The organism is Sphingobacterium sp. BN32 (assembly GCF_030503615.1).
Classification (GTDB): Bacteria; Bacteroidota; Bacteroidia; order Sphingobacteriales; family Sphingobacteriaceae; genus Sphingobacterium.
The window spans coordinates 3,676,867-3,700,619 of sequence record NZ_CP129963.1; the positions used below are offsets into that span (position 1 = coordinate 3,676,867).

The 23,753-nt window shown below is 44.6% G+C and carries 12 protein-coding genes, 2 tRNA genes and 3 rRNA genes; 7 read left to right on the plus strand and 10 right to left on the minus strand.

Features of this window, described 5'->3' with window-relative positions; all coding sequences use genetic code 11:
• Window positions 1-100: 100 nt before the first annotated feature.
• Together QYC40_RS15635 and QYC40_RS15640 are read left to right on the plus strand one after the other, a co-directional pair.
• Window positions 101-1,732, plus strand: coding sequence for a S8 family peptidase (locus QYC40_RS15635; RefSeq protein WP_301991076.1), 1,632 nt, complete (start codon window positions 101-103; stop codon window positions 1,730-1,732).
• A 71-nt stretch (window positions 1,733-1,803) separates the two neighbouring features.
• Window positions 1,804-1,992, plus strand: coding sequence for a hypothetical protein (locus tag QYC40_RS15640; RefSeq protein WP_301991077.1), 189 nt, complete (start codon window positions 1,804-1,806; stop codon window positions 1,990-1,992).
• A 159-nt stretch (window positions 1,993-2,151) separates the two neighbouring features.
• On the opposite strand, the gene QYC40_RS15645 is transcribed toward QYC40_RS15640, so the two are convergent.
• The 9 genes from QYC40_RS15645 to QYC40_RS15685 all read right to left on the minus strand — a co-directional run bounded on the left by QYC40_RS15645 (window position 2,152) and on the right by QYC40_RS15685 (window position 14,000).
• Window positions 2,152-3,456: a TolC family protein gene (locus tag QYC40_RS15645; RefSeq protein ID WP_301991078.1), complete on the minus strand. Its 1,305-nt coding sequence runs from the start codon at window positions 3,454-3,456 to the stop codon at window positions 2,152-2,154.
• Window positions 3,457-3,460: 4 nt separating this feature from the next.
• Window positions 3,461-6,538, minus strand: a complete 3,078-nt coding sequence (locus tag QYC40_RS15650; RefSeq protein WP_301991079.1) for an efflux RND transporter permease subunit — start codon at window positions 6,536-6,538, stop codon at window positions 3,461-3,463.
• 9 nt (window positions 6,539-6,547) lie between these two features.
• Window positions 6,548-7,612 (minus strand): efflux RND transporter periplasmic adaptor subunit, encoded by a 1,065-nt coding sequence (locus tag QYC40_RS15655; RefSeq protein ID WP_301991080.1) that lies wholly within the window; start codon window positions 7,610-7,612, stop codon window positions 6,548-6,550.
• 209 nt (window positions 7,613-7,821) lie between these two features.
• Window positions 7,822-8,202 (minus strand): response regulator transcription factor, encoded by a 381-nt coding sequence (locus QYC40_RS15660; RefSeq protein WP_301991082.1) that lies wholly within the window; start codon window positions 8,200-8,202, stop codon window positions 7,822-7,824.
• A 669-nt stretch (window positions 8,203-8,871) separates the two neighbouring features.
• Window positions 8,872-8,983 (minus strand): 5S ribosomal RNA (gene rrf / locus QYC40_RS15665).
• Window positions 8,984-9,079: 96 nt separating this feature from the next.
• A 23S ribosomal RNA gene (locus QYC40_RS15670) occupies window positions 9,080-11,961 on the minus strand.
• Window positions 11,962-12,186: 225 nt separating this feature from the next.
• Window positions 12,187-12,260 (minus strand) — tRNA-Ala (locus tag QYC40_RS15675).
• Window positions 12,261-12,272: 12 nt separating this feature from the next.
• Window positions 12,273-12,349, minus strand: a tRNA-Ile gene (locus QYC40_RS15680).
• Window positions 12,350-12,471: 122 nt separating this feature from the next.
• Window positions 12,472-14,000, minus strand: a 16S ribosomal RNA gene (locus QYC40_RS15685).
• The 16S, 23S and 5S rRNA genes sit together here with 2 tRNA genes alongside, the layout of an rRNA operon.
• Before the next feature lie 1,195 nt (window positions 14,001-15,195).
• Between QYC40_RS15685 and QYC40_RS15690 the strand changes: the two genes are divergently transcribed.
• Window positions 15,196-16,476, plus strand: coding sequence for a hypothetical protein (locus tag QYC40_RS15690; RefSeq protein WP_301991083.1), 1,281 nt, complete (start codon window positions 15,196-15,198; stop codon window positions 16,474-16,476).
• Between the two features lies 1 nt (window position 16,477).
• Here the strand turns inward: QYC40_RS15690 and QYC40_RS15695 are convergent, their stop codons facing one another.
• Entirely contained in the window at window positions 16,478-17,635 is a 1,158-nt protein-coding gene (locus QYC40_RS15695) for an acyl-CoA dehydrogenase family protein (protein WP_301991084.1), read from the minus strand.
• Between the two features lie 448 nt (window positions 17,636-18,083).
• Here QYC40_RS15695 and QYC40_RS15700 point away from each other — a divergent pair, with 448 nt between their 5' ends.
• The 4 genes from QYC40_RS15700 (at window position 18,084) to QYC40_RS15715 (ending at window position 23,750) form a co-directional block, all read left to right on the plus strand.
• Entirely contained in the window at window positions 18,084-19,613 is a 1,530-nt protein-coding gene (locus QYC40_RS15700; protein WP_301991085.1) for an aldehyde dehydrogenase family protein, read from the plus strand.
• 5 nt (window positions 19,614-19,618) lie between these two features.
• Entirely contained in the window at window positions 19,619-20,908 is a 1,290-nt protein-coding gene (gene lat / locus QYC40_RS15705) for an L-lysine 6-transaminase (protein WP_301991087.1), read from the plus strand.
• Between the two features lie 228 nt (window positions 20,909-21,136).
• Window positions 21,137-23,008: a DNA mismatch repair endonuclease MutL gene (gene mutL, locus QYC40_RS15710; RefSeq protein ID WP_301991088.1), complete on the plus strand. Its 1,872-nt coding sequence runs from the start codon at window positions 21,137-21,139 to the stop codon at window positions 23,006-23,008.
• Between the two features lie 19 nt (window positions 23,009-23,027).
• Entirely contained in the window at window positions 23,028-23,750 is a 723-nt protein-coding gene (locus tag QYC40_RS15715) for a rhomboid family intramembrane serine protease (RefSeq protein ID WP_301991089.1), read from the plus strand.
• Window positions 23,751-23,753 lie beyond the last annotated feature (3 nt).

The following is a 23,753-nucleotide window of genomic DNA, read 5'->3' on the forward strand; positions in this document are numbered from 1 at the left end:
TTGCAACGATAAAAATACTCAAAATTAGCCGCTTTTTAGATTTATTAACAATTCGCAAGCGGCGAATAAATTATATTTGCTAAAACATAAATTTTGAAATATGCATAAAACAAATAAACTATTATGCTACTTAGCGTTCGGACTTTTGCCGACATTTGGATTTGCCCAAGAAAAACAAGATAAAGATGCCCCTCCCGCAAACTGGTATAACCTAGATTTCCAGAAAGACGGGGTAATGGGAATTAGTACAGAGAAAGCTTACGAATTATTGAAAGGCCGTAAATCTACGCCTGTCATCGTCGCGGTGTTAGATAGCGGTGTCGACATCAAGCATGAGGATTTAAAAGATGTACTTTGGACCAATCCGAAAGAGATTCCTGGCAATGGCAAGGACGATGATGGCAACGGTTATATCGACGATGTTCATGGTTGGAACTTTTTGGGAAATGCAAAGGGTGAAAACGTAACGTTCGACAACTTAGAAGTAACTCGCTTAATTCGCCTATACGAGCCTAAATACATATCTGTTCTTCCAACGACGCCTTTGTCGGAAAAGGAACGTAGAGAGTTTGTCGCTTATCAGAAGATGATCACTGAATATACGTCCAAAATGGATGAAGCACAATTCGGAAACTTGAACTACGGCCGTTTGAAGGAAGAGTTCGATGGCATGATCAAAGGATTGAACAAAGAGCCTAAGGATATCACAAAGGCAGACTTAGATGCTTTCCAAGCTACTTCTGACCGCCAGAAGATGGCGATCCGCATTGCGAAAAAAGAACTTGACAAAACATCGTTTGAGAAATTTTACGAAGACTTAAAGGAAGGTGCTACCTACTTCTCTAATCAGGTAGAGTATCATTTAAATAAGGAATACGATTCTAGGCACATTGTTGGAGATAACTATGAGGATGCGACAGAACGTCACTATGGAAATAATGATGTTACGGGTCCAGATGCAGAGCACGGTACGCACGTAGCAGGTATTATTGGCGCGAAGCGCGACAATAAGCTGGGTGTAAACGGGGTTGCGAATAATGTACAGATTATGACCGTTAGAAATGTTCCTGATGGTGATGAGCGCGATAAAGATGTGGCAAACGCTATTCGTTATGCTGTAGATAATGGTGCTCGCGTAATCAACATGAGCTTCGGTAAAGGCTATGTATACAACAAGAAAACGGTTGATGACGCTATTAAATATGCGGAATCCAAAGATGTTCTTTTAGTACATGCGGCAGGTAATGACTCGAAGGATAATGATGTCGTGAAAAACTACCCGATGAAATATTTCACAGACAGTCTAGACGCGGTGGTTGGTGAAGCGAAGAACTGGATTACCGTTGGTGCTACAGGTTGGAAAGTAGATGGCGACTTATTAGCAGAGTTCTCCAACTATGGTTACCGCAGTGTGGATGTATTCGCTCCGGGCGTAAAGATCAACTCTACCGTACCAGGTTCTAAATACAAAGACCAACAAGGTACAAGTATGGCATCGCCTGTTGTAGCCGGTTTGGCCGCATTGATCCGCTCATACTACCCTGACTTGACAGCAGCACAGGTTAAAGACGTGATTTTAAAGAGCGTAACGAAAGTGGATCAGAAAGTTAAGATCAAAGGAGAATCAGGTTCGAAGCGTGTTTATTTAGATGAAATCAGCGTAAGCGGCGGTGTTGTGAATGCATACAAGGCGGTCGTAGAAGCTAATAAACTGTCTTCAAAGAAAAAGTAAAAAAATGTTAAATTTTTCACAATAATACTTTGTATCTTCCGTTTAGATAATAAACATAAATCAAGATGCTTATGGTGGAAAATTCTACTCCTGTAAAAGATGTAAATTACGAAGGTCTTGGTACAGACTTACATGAAGATACTCAACTAGGGGTTTTCGCTGAAAAGATCAAAAACTGCATTCAACAGATTGCAAAAGATCCAAACGAAAAGACGATAGAAAACATCCTCAACTACTCAAAGACATTTCGTAAATTATAAGACAAAGCCGTTCTAGAAAGAGCGGCTTTGTTCGTTTTAGATGTTAGATATTAGATTTTAGACATTAGACTTATAATGTTCTAAATAATAGAATCGAATTACTATTGTTAATTAGCTGGCGTCGTCCGCATCTTATGTCTAATGTCTATTATCTAATATCTAATTCAGATCTATATTCCCAATAATCTCTTTTAACTGCAGTTCTGAGAGCTTTGCTTGGAGTTTTGCGGTATTGAATCGGGATACGGCGTTGATGAAATTCTCCTGGGCGTCGCGGAATTCGACAGCGGAGATGGAGCCTATCTTATATTTTTCCAGGGTTATGTTTAAGTTTTGGCGAGCGATATCCTCGTTGGTTTCTTCGAGACGCGCTAGGGATAGGTTTGTTTGGTAAGTTTGGAATGCTGTCGCAATTGCCGTGTTGATGGTTAGATTCTGCTGTTCGATCAGCAGGTCGGCGCTTTCAATCTGGATTTTTGCGACACGTTCATTGCGGCGTTGGTTGAAGCCATCGAAGATATTGACCGAGGCCGTAACGCCGTAGTTTAGTCCGCGCGAGTTGGATTGGGAAACGAATCCCAGGCTGGATTCCGTTTCGGCAAAGTTATAACCGGTATTAAGCCGAACCGTTGGATAACGTGCGGCTTTCACTCTTTTCAGTTCCAATTCAGCCATTCTCCGGTTGATTGCGATAAGCTGCAGATCGGGGTTATGTTGCTTGGCTTTCTGCATGAGATCATCAAGAATCAAGGTATCATCGTATTCTACATCGCGTTCTACATTAAACTCTACACTGAGGTCGCGCGCCATCAGGCTATTTAAGGTAATCTTTAGATTCTTTACGACATCAGCCTGACGCAATCGACTAGACTCATCCTCATTCAAATTTACCTGCACATTGAGCACTTCCAAGCGTGATGCTTTACCAATGGAAAACCTATTCTCTGCAGTCTGCAACCTCTCTTTCGAGATGATGATACTGGAGTCTATTGCTTGTAAGAGGTTGTTCTGCTCAACAATAGTGTAGTAAGTGGATATCACTTCCGAAACTTTATTTAATATCGTACGCTTCAATTCGACCTCACCGAGCTTCTGATTTTCCTTTAAGATATCATAGCGCGAAAACATGCCTAGTCCATCAAAGATGGTCCAGCCAATGCTTACACCATAGTTCATACTGTTGTTCTTCGCATTCTTCAAGGAACGTTGCTCGCCCGAGGCTTGAGTCTGCGTAGAGTTTTGAAGATTGTTATTTTGAGAAAAATTACCCGTAACAGTCGGCAACATTCCGGCATTGCCGTAAGTTACATTCTCTTGCGCAACGCGTAGATCGTTCTGCGAAAGCTTGATTTCAAAGTTATTTTCTAAAGCAGTTTCCACTGCTTCCCTGACCGTCAACAGTCCTTGTGCCCGAGAGATCGACACAAAGCACACAATAAAGGAAAGGACAGCAACTATTCTCATGTTATTATTCTTCAATTTGATCAAAATCTGGATGTGGCTTCTTGTTTCTGGAAAGCATTAAGTAGAACGCCGGGATTACAAACAAGGTTAACACTAAGGAGAACATCGTGCCACCAACGATGACAACCCCCATACCCATACGGCTGGTCGATGCTGCCCCTAAAGATAATGCAATCGGCAATGCCCCTAAAGCAATGGCTAAAGACGTCATCAAGATGGGTCTTAAGCGTGATTCAGAAGCGACTACCACGGCTTCGTATTTCTTGTGCCCTTGTTCGCGTAATTGATTGGCAAATTCAACAATCAGAATACCGTTCTTCGTCACGAGACCAATCAACATGATGGTTCCGATCTGACTGAAGATGTTCCAGGACTGCCCGAATAGCCATAATGAGAACATCGCGCCTGCCACGGCCATCGGCACGGTAATCAGGATAATAATCGGATCGATGAAGCTTTCGAACTGTGCTGCAAGAATCAAAAAGATCAGTAGCACGGCTAAACCAAATGCAAACATTGTGTTCGACCCACTCTCTACAAAATCTCGCGATTCACCTCCTAGGTCGGTTGTAAAGGTTTCGTCCAACACTTTTTCTTTGACGCGTTCCATGGCATCAATACCGTCGCCCATGCTTCTGCCTGGTGCAAGACCTGCAGATACGGTAGCAGACATGTAACGGTTATTATGGTAAAGCTGTGGTGGGCTGCTACGCTCTTCCAGCTCCACAATATTGTCTAACTGTATCAGCTCGCCACGACTATTCTTTACGAAGATAGCAGCTAAATCCATTGGCGTAGCGCGATCAGCGCGGTCAAACTGCCCCATGACCTGGTATTGCTTGCCATTCATCATGAAGTATCCAAAGCGCTGTCCAGCTAGAGACATTTGTAGCGTTTGGGCAACATCTAAGACCGACACCCCAAGCGTCTGTGCTTTTTCACGATCAATCGATACATAGACCTCTGGTTTATTGAACTTCAAGTTCACATCGGTCATCGAGAAGGTGTTCTCCTTCGCCAACTCGTCCATGAATTCTGGAATCTTCTCTTCCAATTTTTGGAAATTAGGAGCTTGGATGATGTACTGTATTGGCAGACCTCCACGTCGGTTTACTGAGATAGTCGGCTGCTGAGAAACAGCGACACGTCCTTCAGAATAGCCACGTGTTAATCGGGATAGGTCGTCAGCGATCTCCGCCTGACTTCGCTCGCGTTCGTCTGGCTGCACTAATCCCAAGCGTACGAAACCCGAGTTGGAAGATGCAGACCCAAAGCCCGGAGAAGTGATCACCAAACTGACTTTCTTCTCAGGTACCGAATCGTTGATCAACATGGTCAGATCGGTCATAAATCGATCCATATAATCGTATGAAACACCCTCTGGAGCAGTAACCCTTAAACTGATGTAACTTCTATCATCATAAGGAGCTGTTTCCTTCGGTAAGAGCTGGTAGAATAAATAGATTAATGCGAAACAGCCGATAATCGTAGCGAAGCTTAGCCATCTATGCTTCAGGAAGCCTTTTAATGCGCCAGCGTACTCGGTATTCATCATCTCGAAATACTTCTCCGTCCGCATATAGAATTTAGATTTCTTTTGCTCGCCACCTTTCATCAGGTAGGCATTCAGCATCGGGGTCAAGGTTAAAGATACGAAGGCCGATATGAGGACGGCAGCCCCGATGACGACCCCAAACTCTCGAAATAGACGGCCTACGAAGCCCTCTAAGAAGATAACAGGTAGGAAGACGGCCGCTAGGGTGATAGAGATCGAAATAACGGCAAAGAAGATCTCATTGGATCCTTTGATCGCCGCCTGAATAGGCGACATCCCCTCCTCTACCTTTTTGAAGATGTTCTCCGTGACGACAATACCGTCATCCACCACCAGCCCCGTGGCGAGTACGATGGCTAACAAGGTCAAAACGTTGATGGAGAATCCGCATAAATACATGATAAAGAATGTAGCGATTAGGGATACGGGGATATCAATCAAAGGCCTGAAGGCAATCGACCAATTACGGAAGAAGATATAGATAATCAATACGACCAATACGATAGCGATCAAAAGCGTTTCCACGACTTCCAACACGGCTTTCTTCACGAAGAGCGTATTATCGATTGCAATATTGAGTTCAAAGCCTTCCGGCAATTCATTCTGCAGTTTGTCGTATTCTTTATAGAATTGTTCTGCAATCTCCAGGTAGTTGGTGCCTGGTTGTGGAATAATAGCTAAACTTACCATGGGGTATCCGGAGTCTGACATCTTCGTTTCGAAGTTCTCAGCCTCTAAGGCGGCATTTCCCACATCGCCTAACTTCACCACCCGGTTATTATCTGCACGGATGATGATGTTATTGAACTCTTCTTCGGATGCGAGGTTACCAATCGTTTTAATAGCAAGCTCGGTATTGGCACCCGTAAGTTTACCAGAGGGCAACTCCACATTCTGCGTATTCAGTGCTGCACGAACATCCAATACAGTGAGGCCGTAAGAAGCAAGCTTATTCGGGTCGATCCAAAGACGCATGGCGTATTTACGCTGCCCCCATATTTGGACAGAACTTACGCCCGGTATAGTCTGTAGCCTTTGTGCAATGACATTCTCTGCATAATCCGATAGTTCGAGTACATTTCTTGTTGCACTCTGCATCGTCATGGTGATAATCGGTTCAGAGTCCGCATCAGCTTTAGACACCACCGGTGCAGCATCAATATCTTGAGGTAGATTCCGCTGCGCTTGAGACACTTTATCACGGACGTCATTCGCTGCTTCCTCTAAGTTTTTCCCTAAATTAAATTCTATGGTGATATTACTGGAGCCCTGATTGGATGAAGAGGAAATATTACGAATCCCATCAATGGAGTTGATTGACTTTTCTAAGGGTTCTGTAATCTGCGACTCGATAATATCCGCATTGGCTCCGGCATAGCTCGTACGAACGGATATCTGCGCTGGATCGATAGAAGGATATTCCCGGACGCCTAAAAAGGTATAGCCGATGATTCCAAACAGGATCAGCACGAGGTTCATGACGATAGCCAGAACAGGCCTTTTGATACTTATGGTAGATAAACTCATTTTCCTTTGTTATCGCAGCGTCACTTGTACAGGGGTTCCATTCCTCAGTGCCATTACCCCCGAGGTCAATACCGTATCGCCGGGATTGAGTCCTGATGTAATAAGAATATCAGCATCAGTTCTTGCCCCAGTCTCCACCAACACCTCGGTCGCTAGACCGTTCTTCATTACAAAGATCTTCTTTCCGTTTTGAATAGGAATTAAGGCCTCCGCTGGAACTAACAGTCCATTATCAATTGTTTCTAGAGGAAAGACAATATTGGCAAAAGTGCCTGGGATCAGTTGATTTCCGCCATTTGTAGAAATAGCCTTTACTAATAGTGTTCTGGTGTTTGCTTCTACAGAAGGTTCGGTTGCATAGATCTTAGCAGTAAAATCACCTTCGACACCTTGAACATCAAACTTTATCTGATTTCCAACCCGTACTTTATTGGCATATTTCTCAGGAATAGAAAAAGAAACCTTGAGGCGATTCATATTCACAAGCTTCGCAATACTAGTCGCAGGGGTGATATAGCTGCCTTTGGATATATTGCGTAAGCCTATGGTGCCGGAAAATGGAGCACGAATAACTGTTTTGCTCAACTGAGCTTGGATGAGTTGGATCTGAGATTGTGCGGTACGGAAATCAGCGCTAGCGATATCGTATTCCTCCTGACTGATTGCTTCCTTCTCAAGTAATAGCTTCGCACGTCGCTCATTTTCCGCGGCAAGATTATTCCGTGTCCTTGCTTGCGCAAGCTGCGCTTGAAGCTCAGCATCGTTGAGCGTTATCAGCACTTGCCCACTGCCCACTCGTCCACCTTCCGAAAAGTTGATGGACTCCACAATACCTGATATTTCGGTATGCAATTCTATCTGTTCATCAGCTTCAATAGAACCCGATAGCGTTAAAAAGTCCGAGAATGTTTGTTCTTGAATTACTTTAGCATATACTTTAGCAGCCGATCGGCCTCCGCCCCGTGGACCGGCATTTTTCGCATCTTTTTCTTTATTACTGCTAATCCGGTAGAAAATCATCCCCCCTAGTACCGCTAGAGCTACCAGAACAATAATCAGTGTTTTCTTTTTCATAAGTCTTGGAAAATAATTCCCGTACGATTAAGTTGAGTCGTTATAACAATCAGTAAATTAGGAAAAAAAGCCGATACGCTTATGTAATAATGTTATTATAGGGCCTCGAGAGCTAGAACTGAAAGACGGCGCATGTTATAAAATCTGGGAAATAAAATAAAAAAGGTCGATATATAAATACCGACCTTCCTTAAATATATGTGATATACTTAATTGTTGCAAAAGGCAATAATCTCTGAAGCGAGCTTGGTTTGAACTGCGCTTTTTATAACGTAGCTCATCGCACCTTTCTCTATGCAGTTCGCCCTCACCTCAGGACTTTCAACATCCGATACCATGATAATGGTACTTTTGGGGAATAAATGTTGAAGGATGGGAATCCCTGTGACTCCATCGATATCCGGCATCATGATGTCCAATAAAATTACATCCAAGTTCTCATGATGTTGTTGCTGATTTTCAATGCCCACTAAGGTTTCCGCTTCGAATAATATATTGAACTTGTAATCAGGAACAGAGCGCAGAATCATCTTCAGCAATTCACGATAAATAGAACTGTCGTCTATTAGAGCAACATTAATTGATTTCATAGATACCTAGTATAAGTAGGACGGGATTTACTAATTAGAGTAGTCGGTATGGGATGATTTCTGATTTTACCGCTTATCCCGAAGCAATATACGAAAATTGTAAACAATTATCTACAAAACCAATAATTTCCTAATAATTTTCGAACTTACATTATTAAAATAAAATTGTCAAGATCGTTTAATGTTGTAGTAGATATTAGATATGAGATATAAGACATTAGAGTATGACGTCTACTAGACATTAGATATCAGATATAAGATATTAGAGTGTTTCTAGACATTAGATATCAGAAATAAGACATTAGAGTATTTCTGATGTCTTGAACCAGGAAAGGAAGGATATAACGATTGGATCTTGCTAATCTTGTCATCCTTCCTTTCCTGGTTCAGACAAACTTCATAGAAAAACGGTAAGTGTGCTTGATCCTGCTAATCCTCAAATCCTTCCTTTCCTGGTTCAGACAAACTTTCCTTTCTTCCCCGCTGCAAAAAAAACATCTAAAAATCAAAAGATCATCTTTCTCCACTAATCCTTCCCTTTCACGCAAAAACAATCCATAAAAAAAGGCGCTTAATCAGCGCCCTACTCTACTATCTTATATCTCAAATCTAACAGTCTAATAAACCAAAAAAGCCCGTCATCTTTCGATAACGAGCTTTTCGTATAAAAATAGGCGCCGACCTACTCTCCCACCTGTTACGGCAATACCATCGGCTCTGGCGGGCTTAACTTCTCTGTTCGGAATGGGAAGAGGTGGACACCGCCGATATAGGCACCTGAATATCTTTTTGTTGAAGTGGCTACTAGGAGCTCACCAACATTGACATGTTATTGGAAGAAAAGATTCAAAAAGAGAGAGGACAACAGACTATCTGCATTGGAAAGCTTCGGGCTATTAGTATCACTTGGCTTTGGTCTTTCAACCTTTACACCTATGACCTATCAACGTCGTCATCTACAACGACCCTATAAGGAAGTCTCATCTCGTGGCTAGTTTCGCACTTAGATGCTTTCAGCGCTTATCTATCCCGGACGTAGCTACCCTGCCGTACACCTGGCGGCATAACAGGTTCACCAGCGGTCCGTCCAACCCGGTCCTCTCGTACTAAGGTCAGATCCACTCAAACTTCCAACGCCCACAACAGATAGGGACCGAACTGTCTCGCGACGTTCTGAACCCAGCTCGCGTGCCACTTTAATGGGCGAACAGCCCAACCCTTGGGACCTTCTCCAGCCCCAGGATGTGACGAGCCGACATCGAGGTGCCAAACCTCCCCGTCGATATGAGCTCTTGGGGGAGATCAGCCTGTTATCCCCAGAGTACCTTTTATCCTTTGAGCGATGGCCCTTCCATACAGAACCACCGGATCACTATGTCCGTCTTTCGACCCTGGTCGACTTGTAGGTCTCACAGTCAAGCAAGCTTATGCCATTGCACTCCTCGTACGGTTACCAAGCGTACTGAGCTTACCTTTGAAAGCCTCCGTTACCTTTTTGGAGGCGACCACCCCAGTCAAACTACCCACCAAACAATGTCCTCGGCACGGCCGAGTTAGAAACCGAATACAGAAAGGGCGGTATTTCAAGGTTGTATCCACGATTCCTGGCGAAACCGCTTCACATACTCCCGCCTATCCTACACATCCTGTACCCAATTTCAATGTTAAGCTATAGTGAAGGTTCATGGGGTCTTTCCGTCCCGTTGCGGGTAACCGGCGTCTTCACCGATACCACAATTTCACCGAGCTCATGGCTGAGACAGCGCCCAGATCGTTACACCATTCGTGCAGGTCGGAACTTACCCGACAAGGAATTTCGCTACCTTAGGACCGTTATAGTTACGGCCGCCGTTTACTGGGGCTTCGATTCAATGCTTCTCCTTGCGGATGACATCCCCTCTTAACCTTCCAGCACCGGGCAGGTGTCAGGCCTTATACTTCATCTTTCGATTTCGCAAAGCCATATGTTTTTGCTAAACAGTCGCCTGGGCCTTTTCACTGCGGCTTCTCCATCGCTGGAGGAAGCGCCCCTTCTCCCGAAGTTACAGGGCCATTTTGCCGAGTTCCTTAGCCATGATTCACTCGAGCACCTTAGGATTCTCTCCTCGACCACCTGTGTCGGTTTGCGGTACGGGTGTTGATAACCTGAAGCTTAGCGGGTTTTCTTGGAAGTCTGCTTACCTGCACTATCAGCGCCCCCGAGGGTTTGCTGTACTATCAGATTTCAGCTAGACCGGCGGATTTGCCTACCAGTCCAATACCTACGTCCTTCAACGAACTATTCCGTCAGTTCGCGGCAGTGTCACTACTCCGTCACCACATCGCAGTTATCAACAGTACGGGAATATTAACCCGTTGTCCATCGGCGTTCTCCTTTCGGATGAGCCTTAGGCCCCGACTAACCCTGATCCGATTAGCGTTGATCAGGAAACCTGGGTCTTTCGGTGGGCGGGTTTCTCACCCGCCTTATCGTTACTTATGCCTACATTTGCTTTTCTATAAAGTCCACCACAAGTCACCTTGCAGATTCACCCCCTATAGAATGCTCCCCTACCAGTGCAATAAATTGCAATCCATAGCTTCGGTAGTAATCTTGATGCCCGTTTATTATCCACGCCCGGTCGCTCGACTAGTGAGCTGTTACGCACTCTTTAAATGAATGGCTGCTTCCAAGCCAACATCCTAGCTGTCTGGGCAACCGGACCTCGTTAGTTCAACTTAGACTACATTTAGGGACCTTAGCTGATGGTCTGGGTTCTTTCCCTCTCGGCCTTGGACCTTAGCACCCAAAGCCTCACTGCCGGCCATATCTAACAGCATTCGGAGTTCGTCTGGATTTGGTAGGATTTGACTCCCCCGCACCCAATCGGTAGCTCTACCTCTGCTAGACTCAATGCCGACGCTGTTCCTAAAAACATTTCGGGGAGTACGAGCTATTTCCCAGTTTGATTGGCCTTTCACCCCTACCCTCAGGTCATCCGGAAACTTTTCAACGTTTATCGGTTCGGTCCTCCAGTACGTGTTACCGCACCTTCAACCTGCCCAAGGGTAGATCACAAGGTTTCGCGTCTACCTCATCCGACTATGCGCCCTATTCAGACTCGCTTTCGCTTCGGCTCCTTGACTTAATCAATTAACCTTGCCGGACAAGAGTAACTCGTAGGCTCATTATGCAAAAGGCACGCCGTCACGGAATCGCTCCGCTCCGACCGCTTGTAAGCACACGGTTTCAGGTTCTTTTCACTCCTCTGTTCGAGGTTCTTTTCACCTTTCCCTCACGGTACTGGTTCACTATCGGTCTCTCAGGAGTATTTAGCCTTACCAGATGGTGCTGGCAGATTCCCACAGGATTTCTCCGGTCCCGCGGTACTCAGGATACCACTATGCCTGTATTCTTTACCTGTACGGGGCTATCACCCATATCGCGCAGTTTCCCACCTGCTTCCAGTTCATAGCACAGTACAATGTCGTGGTCCTACAACCCCCATATTGCCGTAACAATATGGGTTTGGGCTCTTTCCCGTTCGCTCGCCACTACTTGGGAAATCATTATTATTTTCTCCTCCTACGCTTACTTAGATGTTTCAGTTCGGCGCGTTCGCGTATTATACAATATACCTTCAGTATATTAGGTTGCCCCATTCGGAAATCTACGGATCGAATCGCATTTGCCAATCCCCGTAGCTTATCGCAGCTTATCACGTCCTTCATCGCCTCTGAGAGCCTAGGCATCCCCCGTGTGCCCTTATTTACTTTCTTCACGCTATCACCCCTTTTGCTAAGTGATAGGTTGCTTTCGCTTATTCTACAAGTAGAAAAAGCTTCTGTTGTCTTCTCTTGTGTCTCTTTTCTTCCAATATGTCAAAGAACTCTTTGTCTTCTTTAGATAATAGATGGTAGATATTAGATGGTAGACCCTAGTGCGCCATATAGGCTCTAATGTCTGTTGTCTGATGTCTCACATCTGTCATCTTCGATGACTTGTGGAGAATAACGGATTCGAACCGTTGACCCCCTGCGTGCAAGGCAGGTGCTCTAGCCAGCTGAGCTAATTCCCCATCGTGTCATTATGGTAGTCCCGAGCAGATTTGAACTGCTGACCCCTACATTATCAGTGTAGTGCTCTAACCAACTGAGCTACGGGACTAGCTTAAATTCCTCATCTTCTCAAGATACCATGCCAACTTACGCTGGGCAGGTACTTTCTTCTAATGTGTTTCTTATCTTAACGATCAAATGTTGCGCAGACGAGCCGGAATCAGGCTCTAGAAAGGAGGTATTCCAGCCGCACCTTCCGGTACGGCTACCTTGTTACGACTTAGCCCCAATTACCGGTTTTACCCTAACACGCTCCTTGCGGTTACATGCTTTAGGTACCCCCAGCTTTCATGGCTTGACGGGCGGTGTGTACAAGGCCCGGGAACGTATTCACCGCGTCATTGCTGATACGCGATTACTAGCGAATCCAACTTCACGGGGTCGAGTTGCAGACCCCGATCCGAACTGTGAATGGCTTTTCGAGATTGGCATCATATTGCTATGTAGCTGCCCGCTGTACCATCCATTGTAGCACGTGTGTAGCCCCGGACGTAAGGGCCATGATGACTTGACGTCGTCCCCGCCTTCCTCTCTGCTTGCGCAGGCAGTCTGTTTAGAGTCCCCACCTTAAATGCTGGCAACTAAACATAGGGGTTGCGCTCGTTGCGGGACTTAACCCAACACCTCACGGCACGAGCTGACGACAGCCATGCAGCACCTAGTTTCCTGTCCCGAAGGACGGATGCGTCTCTGCATCCTTCAGTAACTTTCAAGCCCGGGTAAGGTTCCTCGCGTATCATCGAATTAAACCACATGCTCCTCCGCTTGTGCGGGCCCCCGTCAATTCCTTTGAGTTTCACCCTTGCGGGCGTACTCCCCAGGTGGATAACTTAACGCTTTCGCTTGGACGCTTACGGTATATCGCAAACATCGAGTTATCATCGTTTAGGGCGTGGACTACCAGGGTATCTAATCCTGTTCGATCCCCACGCTTTCGTGCATCAGCGTCAATAACGGCTTAGACAGCTGCCTTCGCAATCGGTGTTCTGAGACATATCTATGCATTTCACCGCTACTTGTCTCATTCCGCCGTCTTCAACCGCATTCAAGCACTTCAGTATCAAAGGCACTGCGACAGTTAAGCTGCCGTCTTTCACCCCTGACTTAAAGTGCCGCCTACGCACCCTTTAAACCCAATAAATCCGGATAACGCTCGGATCCTCCGTATTACCGCGGCTGCTGGCACGGAGTTAGCCGATCCTTATTCTTCGAGTACATTCAGCTATCTACACGTAGATAGGTTTATTCCTCGACAAAAGCAGTTTACAACCCATAGGGCAGTCATCCTGCACGCGGCATGGCTGGTTCAGACTTCCGTCCATTGACCAATATTCCTTACTGCTGCCTCCCGTAGGAGTCTGGTCCGTGTCTCAGTACCAGTGTGGGGGATTCTCCTCTCAGAGCCCCTAGACATCGTCGCCTTGGTGAGCCGTTACCTCACCAACTAGCTAATGTCACGCGAGCCCATCCATATCCTATAAATATTTAACTACTTGATGATGCCATCTCGTAGTCTTATGCGGTGTTAATCCGAATTTCTTCGGGCTATCCCCCTGATATGGGTAGGTTGCTCACGCGTTACGCACCCGTGCGCCACTCTCACCAAATGTTAGCAAGCTAACACTTGGATCCCGTTCGACTTGCATGTATTAGGCCTGCCGCTAGCGTTCATCCTGAGCCAGGATCAAACTCTCCATTGTAAAATGAAGTGTAAGATCAAGACTATTTATAATAAATAGAATTGTCTTTATTTAAATATCTGTTTCCCTGGTTCCGATCTGGTTGAATTGATTTATTAAAATCTTCTTGTTCAACTTTCGACTTGCGTCTACTCGCTGCGCTACATGATCATTATTTCTTAAAGAACTTTTCGCTTCCGCATCTCGCTTCCGCTTTTCTTATGTTGTGCGCCTTGTTTCCGTGGCGCTCAAGCTTTCAGTTTTCTAAGCTTCGAGCCTTGCGCTCTCAGCCGTTCCCCGTAGTTGGGACTGCAAAGGTAGAAGGTTTTTTTGAATCTCCAAAATTTATTTTAAAATATTTTTTGAAGATGTTTTTTGAGGTCGATCGTAAGTGCTTTTCAGCGCTGCAGATCCTGCGCTCTCCTTCCCGATGTCATGGCCGTTTCGGCCGTCCCTCCCTTGCGGAGTGGTGCAAAGATAGGGACAAATAACCCATACTTCCAAGACTTGCAAACGAATATTTTTAGGCCGATGTCGTAACTCGCTAGCAATGTGAACAATAATTTATCGAAACACGATGGGAAAAGTGACGTTGCAAGCTGCTTTGGGGGATGCAAGGGGAAAATGACGGGCTTAGGGCAGAAAGAAATGAGGCTTTCTTCGAGAGAAGATGGGGTACGCGTCAGGGCAAAACTAATGCAGACCTCATGCACTCCCCTTTTATAGCCCTCCCCAAGCGGGTTTGATTGGGTTATGTATTGGGTTTGCATTGGGTTTGAAAGGGGTTTAAGCTATCGAATAGTTGTTAGTAGTTAGTACTTAGTAGTTAGTAGTTAGTATTAAGACCTATGGCGTAATATCCGCACAATACATGATCCTGATAATCCTTTCATCCTTCCTTTCGTGTAGTAGTTAGTATTTAGTACTTAGTATTAAGACCTATGGCGTAATATCCGCTACAATACATGATCCTGTCAATCCTTTCATCCTTCCTTTCCTGGTTCAAGACAATAACGTACTACCCTTCCTTTCTTGGTTCAAAACGATACCATCCTTCCCTGGTTCAAGACAAAACATCCAACCGGATAACAAGAAAGCTATGTGCTATCTCTAATTCAACAAACCCCATTCCAGCTCTTAAAAAAAGTTAAATCCAAAAGCGACCGCAGCTATTCCCACCAACATCTATTATATTTAAAGTACTTACTAGCCAAACATGAATACCGACCACGACACTACTGCCACGCGTATGTTTCCGAAACAACCTATATTATTTAGGTTTTGCTTTATTTTCTTTCTATTATTTATCCTGCTGTTCAATAATCATACGTTCCTCTTTCTTACTCCGTTCGTTCCCTTGATGGGCGACGTGATGATTGGGTTCATGAAGAGTATAACCGCAGGATGGCTAGACCTCAATCAAACTGTTCCTTATTATAGGAATGGTAGCGGCGACAGCACGGTGCATTGGCTGATCCTACTATTAATATTGCTGCTATCTATTGTAGCTTGTATAATTTGGTCGCTCATTGATCGAAAAAACAAAGCGTATCCGAAACTTTATTATTGGTTAACGGTGCTTGTGCGTTATTATGTTGGCATCACCATGTTCAACTATGGCGTAATCAAGCTCTTTCAGGGACAGTTCCCCTTCCCTACCTTATACAAGTTGACCGAGCCGCTATATCAGTATTCGCCTATGGGTTTGGCATGGGCATTCTACGGTGCGTCGCATCCTTATAATATAATGATAGGTATCGCTGAGATGTTGGGCGTATTGTTATTGTTTAGGAAGACGATGACAATTGGAGCAATCATAACCTTAGGCGTTAGTATCAACGTGATGGCGACTAATTATTTCTATGATGTGCCCGTCAAGATGCTATCGACAGCTTTGGTCTTATTTTCTCTATATCTATTAGGTCCTAACATCCGTAAATTCTACGAACTGCTCATTCAAGGAAAAGCTATTTCGCTCAGCCCTCCGCCGAGCCTGCAAGTTAATGCACACTGGAAGCGGATTAGCTTGAATGCCATAAAAGTAATTTTGCTCCTTGCAACCGTCGCACCTGCCGTGCAAAGTGTTATAAGGGCAGATAAGTTTATCAAGCAATTCGTACAAACGGAGAGCGATCTATATGGCGTTTACTATTTACCACTGCGCGAATATGAGAACCGGAAGAAACTTCGGATTCCCGATGACTGGCATTTTCTAATTTTTATCAATGAGCAATCGCTGATCGTCCGCGATGCGGAGATGAAAAGTCGCACCTATCAATTGACGAGCGACAGCCTTAAGAAAGAAATCAAGATTATTGGACAGGCTGGTGAGCCCAGTCAGCATTTTCGCTATGAAAAACGTGAAACAGGCATCATGTTAAAAAACATCGAGTCAAATGACTCCATATCCATCTTTGTAAATAAGATAGATATGGAAAATATTGATTTAAAAACCCGAGGCTTGCGATGGGTCAGTGATCTGCCGTATAATAGATAGGTTATTGGAAGGCGTTGATGCCAGTAATATCTTGTCCGGTAATCAATAAGTGTACATCATGGGTACCCTCATAAGTTATCACCGACTCCAGGTTCATCATGTGTCGCATAATTGGATAGTCGCCTACGATTCCCATTGCACCGAGGACTTGGCGCGCTTCGCGTGCCACCTGCAATGCCATATGTACATTATTGCGTTTCGCCATTGAAATTTGCTGCGGACTAGCTTGATCGTTGTTCCTCAAGGTTGCCAGGCGCCAAGAAAGGAGTTGCGCCTTTGTGATCTCCGTCAGCATTTCTGCCAATTTCTTTTGTTGCAATTGGAAGGAAGCAATCGGCTTACCGAACTGTTCCCGTTCTTTAGCGTACTTCAAGGCTACCTCATAACAATCTATTGCTGCACCGATTACGCCCCAGGAGATGCCGTAGCGCGCGGAGTTTAAGCATGAAAGCGGGCCGCGCATACTTTGAACGTGCGGCAGCACATTCTCTTTCGGTATATAGACCTGATCGAAAACGAGCTCGCCCGTCTTGGAAGCACGTAAAGACCATTTATTCAAAGTTTCGGGTGTAGAAAAACCTTCCATCTTCCGCTCGACGATTACCCCACGCACCTTATCTTCCTGATCGCGCGCCCATACAACAGCTATATCGCAAATTGGCGCATTCGTGATCCACATCTTGGAACCGTGTAGGCGGAAACCATCGCCGTCGGGCGTCAATCTTGTTTCCATACTTCCAGGGTCCGATCCGTGGTTAGGTTCGGTCAAGCCAAACGCGCCAATAAATTCACCAGCGCCTAATGCCGGAAGATATTTCTTCCGTTGTTCCTCGGATCCGAAGGAGTAGATCGGATACATCACGAGCGATGATTGCACGGACGCTGCCGAGCGTATCGCGGAGTCGCCTGCTTCCAGTTCTTGCATGATTAGGCCATAAGCCATGTAGTCAAGCCCCGCACCACCATATTCCTGTGGAATAAACGGGCCGAGCGCGCCGACTTCGCCGAGCTTCTTCATCAGATTGGGAATTTCCTTATGCTCCTGTGCGAAATGATCGATTTTAGGACGTATTTCTAAGTTTACAAAGTCGCGGATCGCATCGCGAATTAAGATATGTTCTGCCGTAAGAAGGTCTTCGATTTTAAAGTAGTCAACCATGATGAGATATTAGATATAAGACGTTAGATTTTAGAGTATGGCGCCTTTGATTTGTTAAATATGCGCGCACGTGTATTCGTTTCTATAAAAGGGTTATTCCTTGTGTTTTCATTATTTTTTAGCGCTGTTTATAATGGAAGTTTTGCTTATATGCGCCTCCTTTTTATTAGGCACACAGTAAAGTTAAATATAAGATGTGCTGAACGTTTCGAAAATGACTGCAATCACTAATTTTTTGACGGTTCTATGTGTTTCAGCTTGGCTTGCTGATGATTTCATGGAAGGAAATTTCGTTTTAATCTTTATTTCAGGCACTTAGGAGTTTCTGATAAGATTGAGTTTTCTTCGGAATTGAGGGTAACAAAATTCATATAATTCGATAATTTAATGTAAATAATAAATTATATTCTCTATATTTAGTCAAATATCGAATAATATAAACCAACATATGACATCCAAAGAATTAAAAGCACTAGGAATAGAAGTAGAAAACTTGGGCACAAGTACCGGTAGCAAGTGGTTTTCAAAGGGAGGATTGATCGCGTCATATTCGCCAACCAACGGAAAGCTGATTGCGAAGGTTCAAAGCACGAGCAAGAAGGAATATGAAAAAGTGATGCAGGAAGCAGAGAAGGCTAAACTGCAATGGCGGGATATTCCAGCGCCGAAGCGCGGCGAGATTGTTAGGCAATTGGGCGAAAAACTACGCGAAGTAAAACCGTTATTGGGTAAGCTCGTGTCGTACGAGATGGGTAAATCGTATCAGGAAGGTATGGGTGAGGTTCAGGAAATGATCGACATCTGTGACTTTGCCGTTGGATTATCCAGACAAATGTATGGAAACACAATTCACTCGGAGCGTCCGGGACACCGTATGTATGACCAATATCATCCGCTAGGGATCGTCGGTATCATTACGGCTTTCAATTTCCCTGTTGCTGTTTGGGCATGGAATGCGGCATTAGCATTGGTATGTGGTGATGTTGTGGTTTGGAAAGCAAGTGAGAAAACACCTCTGTGTGCGGTTGCATGTCAGAAAATCATAGCCGACATCTTGAAAGCGAATAAATTGCCGGAGGGCATTTCTTCAATCGTTACGGGCGACAAGGAAGTTGGTGAATGGATTTCTTCCGACGAGCGCATTCCTTTGGTATCCGCGACGGGTTCTACTCGCATGGGTAAGATCGTTGCGACGACCGTTGCGCAACGCCTTGGCAAATCGCTGTTAGAACTAGGCGGAAATAACGCCATCATTGTGACACCAAGCGCTGATTTGAAGATGACGATTATTGGTGCGGTATTCGGAGCTGTAGGAACTGCAGGACAACGCTGTACCAGCACAAGACGCTTGATTATTCATGAGAGCATTTATGATAAGGTGAAAAAATCTTTAGTGGATGCTTATAAGCAAATCAAGATTGGTGATCCACTAGATGTTAAGCATCACATGGGGCCATTAATTGATACGGATGCTGTTCAGATGTATTTGAATGCATTAGACAAAATAAAGGAAGAGGGTGGCAAGCTATTAACGAAGGGAGAAGTATTGACAGGCAAAGGATATGAAAGCGGTTGCTACGTAACGCCGGTTATTGCGGAGGTGGAGAACCATTACGAGATCGTTCAGCATGAAACTTTCGCTCCTATCCTTTATTTAATTAAATATTCGGGCGAATTGGAGGAGGCCATTGCCTTACAAAATGGGGTAAGACAGGGGTTATCTTCGGCGATTATGACGAATAGCCTTCGCGAGTCGGAGCTTTTCTTAAGTCAGAATGGCTCAGACTGTGGTATCGCGAATGTCAACATCGGTACTTCGGGTGCTGAAATCGGCGGAGCTTTCGGTGGAGAGAAGGAGACTGGCGGTGGACGTGAATCCGGATCGGACGCATGGAAAGTTTATATGCGCCGTCAGACCAATACCATTAACTATACGACTAACCTTCCTTTGGCACAAGGAATTAAATTTGATTTATAAGCATTATGAGAGAGACACATCAAAGATTAGCGAAACATATTCTTGCCGACGGCCTGCCAGTCGTTATCGATCTGGAGAAGTCGCACGGATCCTATATTGTGGATGTTGATGGGAACGAGTATTTGGATATGTTCAGCATGTTTGCTTCCTCCCCTGTTGGCTACAACCATCCTCATATTGTAAAAAACGCCGATGCGCTGAAGCACGTTGCGATCAATAAGTTAGCTCTGTCGGACGTATATCCTAGAGAATATGCTGATTTCCTAGACACTTTCGAACGCGTTGGTATCCCTAAGGAGTTAAGTTATTGTTTTTTCATCGATGGCGGCGCTTTGGCGGTCGAAAATGCGTTGAAGGCAGCATTCGATTGGAAAACAAGATTGAATTTAAGCAAAGGAATTGAGCAAGAGGCGAGCCAGGTCATCCACTTTAAGCAGGCGTTTCATGGCCGTTCCGGCTATACTTTGTCCTTAACGAATACGAAGGATCCGCGCAAGTACATGTACTTTCCGAAATTCGATTGGCCAAGGATCAGCAACCCGAAATTGCAGTTCCCGCTGACGGAGGAATCTGTGAATGACACCATTCAAGCGGAAGAGCGAGCAATACAGGAAATTGAGGCTGCTATTGCGAAAAACCCAGCTGATATCGCTTGTTTAATCATCGAGCCTATACAGGCGGAAGGTGGAGATAACCATTTCCGCAATGCGTTTTTCCAGAAGCTGCGTGAGATATGCGATAAGAATGATATCATATTAATCTTGGATGAGGTGCAAACGGGTATCGCGATGACGGGTAAGATGTGGTGCTATGAGCACTTAGGCATTATTCCTGACGTGATTTCTTTCGGAAAGAAGACACAAGTATGTGGGATTTTGGCAAATAAAGAGAAATTTGACCGCGTGGAAAACCATGTATTCAAAGAGTCTAGCCGCATTAACTCGACTTTCGGTGGTAATTTGGTTGACATGGTTCGCTTCCGTTTGATTTTAGAAATCATCGAACAGGAGAACCTTGTAGAAAAAGCAGCGCTGTTGGGCGAATATTTGATTGAGCAATTAAACATTCTTGCAGAAAAGCATCCTAGCATTACCGCTGTTCGTGGCAAAGGATTGCTTTGTGCTTTTGATTTGCCTACCGACAAGGAGCGCGATGATTTGGTTGCCAAAGCGATGGACGAGAAGATGTTGATTTTAGGTTGTGGCGATCGTAGTATCCGCTTCAGACCGCATCTGACTGCTACGAAAGAAGATATTGACAAGGCAATTGCGATTGTTGATAAATTGGTAGACTAAGATCATTTAGGGCAGCACCCTGCGCTAGCCTAAAATAAAAGAACCCTTTTAAGAGCCGTATTTATTTACGGCTCTTTTTTTTAGCACTGTCAATCCGTCATGGATTGCGAACAGAAATACGCTGCTTGATGTTATACTAAAAAAGGCAATAAATTGTTTTTCAGTGGGAAAGGGCTGCGGGACGTTTATCGGGGATGATTAGCATCATTTTTGTTAACTTTGTAGATTATGTCGGATATTATTCAATTGCTTCCCGATTCAGTAGCCAATCAGATCGCGGCGGGTGAGGTTGTTCAGCGACCAGCATCAGCAGTGAAGGAGATGATGGAGAATGCTATCGATGCGGGGGCAGATCAAATAAAACTTATTGTAAAGGATGCGGGGAAGTCATTGATTCAGGTTATTGACAATGGCTGTGGTATGAGCGTTACTGATGCTCGAGTATGTTTTGAGAGGCATGCGACGTCGAAAATCCGTAAGGCAGAGGATTTATTTGCTATCCGTACGATGGGTTTCCGTGGTGAGGCGATGGCTTCCATTGCGGCAATTGCGCACGTGGAACTTCGTACGCGCCGACATGAGGATGAGTTAGGGACTGTTGTTGAGATTGAGGGCTCGGAGGTTGTTCAGCAATATCCGGATCAGACGCCAGCAGGCAGCAGTATTTCTGTTAAAAACTTATTCTACAATATTCCGGCAAGACGGAACTTCCTGAAAAGCAATTCCGTGGAGTTGCGACATATTTTGGATGAATTCCAGCGTATTGCCCTTGCGCATCCTGAGATTTTCTTTTCGCTGCACAGCGATGGCAACGAGATGTTTCACCTTCCGAAGGAGACTTTAAAACAGCGTATTGTCCATCTGTTTGGAAACAGTTATAACCAGCGCCTAGTGCCGGTTGAGGAGACGACGACCATATTGAATATCAAAGGATATATTGGTAAGCCTGAGTTTGCGAAGAAGACCCGCGGCGAGCAGTTTTTCTTTGTGAACAACCGTTTTATCAAGGATCCTTATTTAAACCATGCGGTTTTGAATGCCTATGAAGACATTCTTCCAGCCGATATGTTCCCTTTGTATGTGTTGTTTATCGATATTGATCCTGCGAAGATTGATATCAACGTGCATCCTACAAAGACGGAGATCAAGTACGAAGATGAGAAAGCTATCTATGCTATTCTTCGTTCAGCGGTAAAGCGTTCATTGGGCCGTTATAATATCACGCCCTCTTTGGACTTTGAGCAGGAGACGGGATTTGACACCTTGATTACGCCCAAACCATTGGATGAGATACAGGCGCCGACGATTAATTTTAATCCGAACTTCAATCCCTTTGATGATGGTAATCCGAGTGCACGATCGGCGGTAAGCCGTTCTTATAGTTATCCGGAAGCGTTGGAGCGTAAGACCAGCATTCCGCAGAACTGGGATTCGCTATATCAGATTACCGAGCAAGAGGAGTCTACACAGCTGCCACTCATTCCGGAAGAGCAAGTGAGCGACAGTAGTTTTATTCAGGCATCAGATCAGCCGAAAAAGCAGTTTTTTCAATTGCATAATCGTTATATTGTATCGCAGATTCATTCTGGATTTATGTTGATCGACCAGCAAGCGGCGCATGAGCGTATCTTGTTTGAGCAATTTCAACAACATTTGATCAATAATCAGGGTTCGAGTCAGCAAAGCTTGTTTCCCCAGACGGTAGATTTGAATGCTGCAGATTTTGCACTGATTCAGGACATGTTGCCTGAGATTCATTCATTGGGTTTTCAGCTGCGCCCTTTTGGGAAGACGACCTTTGTTGTTGATGGTATTCCTGCCGACCTGGAGAACGTCAATGAGGGGCAGATTATTGAGCAGTTGCTGGAGGATTTCAAGAACCAGAGCGACCTGCGCTTGAATAAACGCGAGAAACTTGCGAAGAGTTTGGCGAAGAACGCTGCTATTAAAGCAGGCACAAAATTGGATAACCAAGGGATGGAGGATTTAATCGACCGATTATTTGCCTGTGAATTACCGAATATTTCGATTCATGGGAAACCCGTTATCATCACCTATACATTACAAGAATTGGCAGAGCGATTTGCTAGAAACATTTAGACCGATATTTAATTGAAATATGAATAATCTATTAGGAAATTTACCTCCAGTTGTTAAGAACTTACTGATCATCAATGTGGTCTGCTTTATAGGTTCGTTAATATTTACTCAGGCACCAAGATTATTCGGTGTGTTTTATCCTGACTCGCCATTTTTCCATATCTGGCAGCCGATTACCTATATGTTCATGCACGATAATCAGGGCTTTGCGCATATTTTCTTTAACATGTTTTCCCTGGTGATGTTCGGTCCTATCGTAGAACGTGTCTTAGGCTCTAAGAAATTCCTGAACTACTACCTAATCTGTGGTTTAGGCGCTTTGGTTTTGCAGTATGGTGTACAAGCCATCGAGGTGTATCAGATTACTGGAACGGTGCAGGCATCGGATTACGTCAATTTTGATATGCTAAATGATCGGATCTATAGTACGAAGCAGATTTCTCAAGAGAATTTCAATACGCTAGCATCGATTTATGGCACGCCTTTGGTAGGTGCTTCGGGAGCTATTTATGGCTTATTATTGGCTTTTGCAGTTTTGTTTCCAAACATGGAATTGATGTTAATTTTCATTCCTGTTCCTATAAAAGCAAAATACTTTATTCCAATTTTAATAGTTATAGAAGTATACTTAGGATTCTCTAGAGGAGGTTCCTCAATTGCGCACTTAGCCCACGTCGGAGGAGCGCTCTTTGGTTTTATCCTCTTAAAAATGTGGGGAGTACGCCGAGGCAATTATTATTAGTAG

Bases quoted from the DNA above. Each gene is read 5' to 3' on its own strand.
- QYC40_RS15635 (WP_301991076.1), top strand. From the start codon at position 101: ATGCATAAAACAAATAAACTATTATGCTACTTAGCGTTCGGACTTTTG.
- QYC40_RS15645 (WP_301991078.1), bottom strand. From the start codon at position 3,456: ATGAGAATAGTTGCTGTCCTTTCCTTTATTGTGTGCTTTGTGTCGATC.
- QYC40_RS15655 (WP_301991080.1), bottom strand. From the start codon at position 7,612: ATGAAAAAGAAAACACTGATTATTGTTCTGGTAGCTCTAGCGGTACTA.
- QYC40_RS15690 (WP_301991083.1), top strand. From the start codon at position 15,196: ATGAATACCGACCACGACACTACTGCCACGCGTATGTTTCCGAAACAA.
- QYC40_RS15660 (WP_301991082.1), bottom strand. From the start codon at position 8,202: ATGAAATCAATTAATGTTGCTCTAATAGACGACAGTTCTATTTATCGT.
- QYC40_RS15700 (WP_301991085.1), top strand. From the start codon at position 18,084: ATGACATCCAAAGAATTAAAAGCACTAGGAATAGAAGTAGAAAACTTG.
- QYC40_RS15695 (WP_301991084.1), bottom strand. From the start codon at position 17,635: ATGGTTGACTACTTTAAAATCGAAGACCTTCTTACGGCAGAACATATC.
- QYC40_RS15640 (WP_301991077.1), top strand. From the start codon at position 1,804: ATGGTGGAAAATTCTACTCCTGTAAAAGATGTAAATTACGAAGGTCTT.
- QYC40_RS15650 (WP_301991079.1), bottom strand. From the start codon at position 6,538: ATGAGTTTATCTACCATAAGTATCAAAAGGCCTGTTCTGGCTATCGTC.
- QYC40_RS15715 (WP_301991089.1), top strand. From the start codon at position 23,028: ATGAATAATCTATTAGGAAATTTACCTCCAGTTGTTAAGAACTTACTG.
- lat (WP_301991087.1), top strand. From the start codon at position 19,619: ATGAGAGAGACACATCAAAGATTAGCGAAACATATTCTTGCCGACGGC.
- mutL (WP_301991088.1), top strand. From the start codon at position 21,137: ATGTCGGATATTATTCAATTGCTTCCCGATTCAGTAGCCAATCAGATC.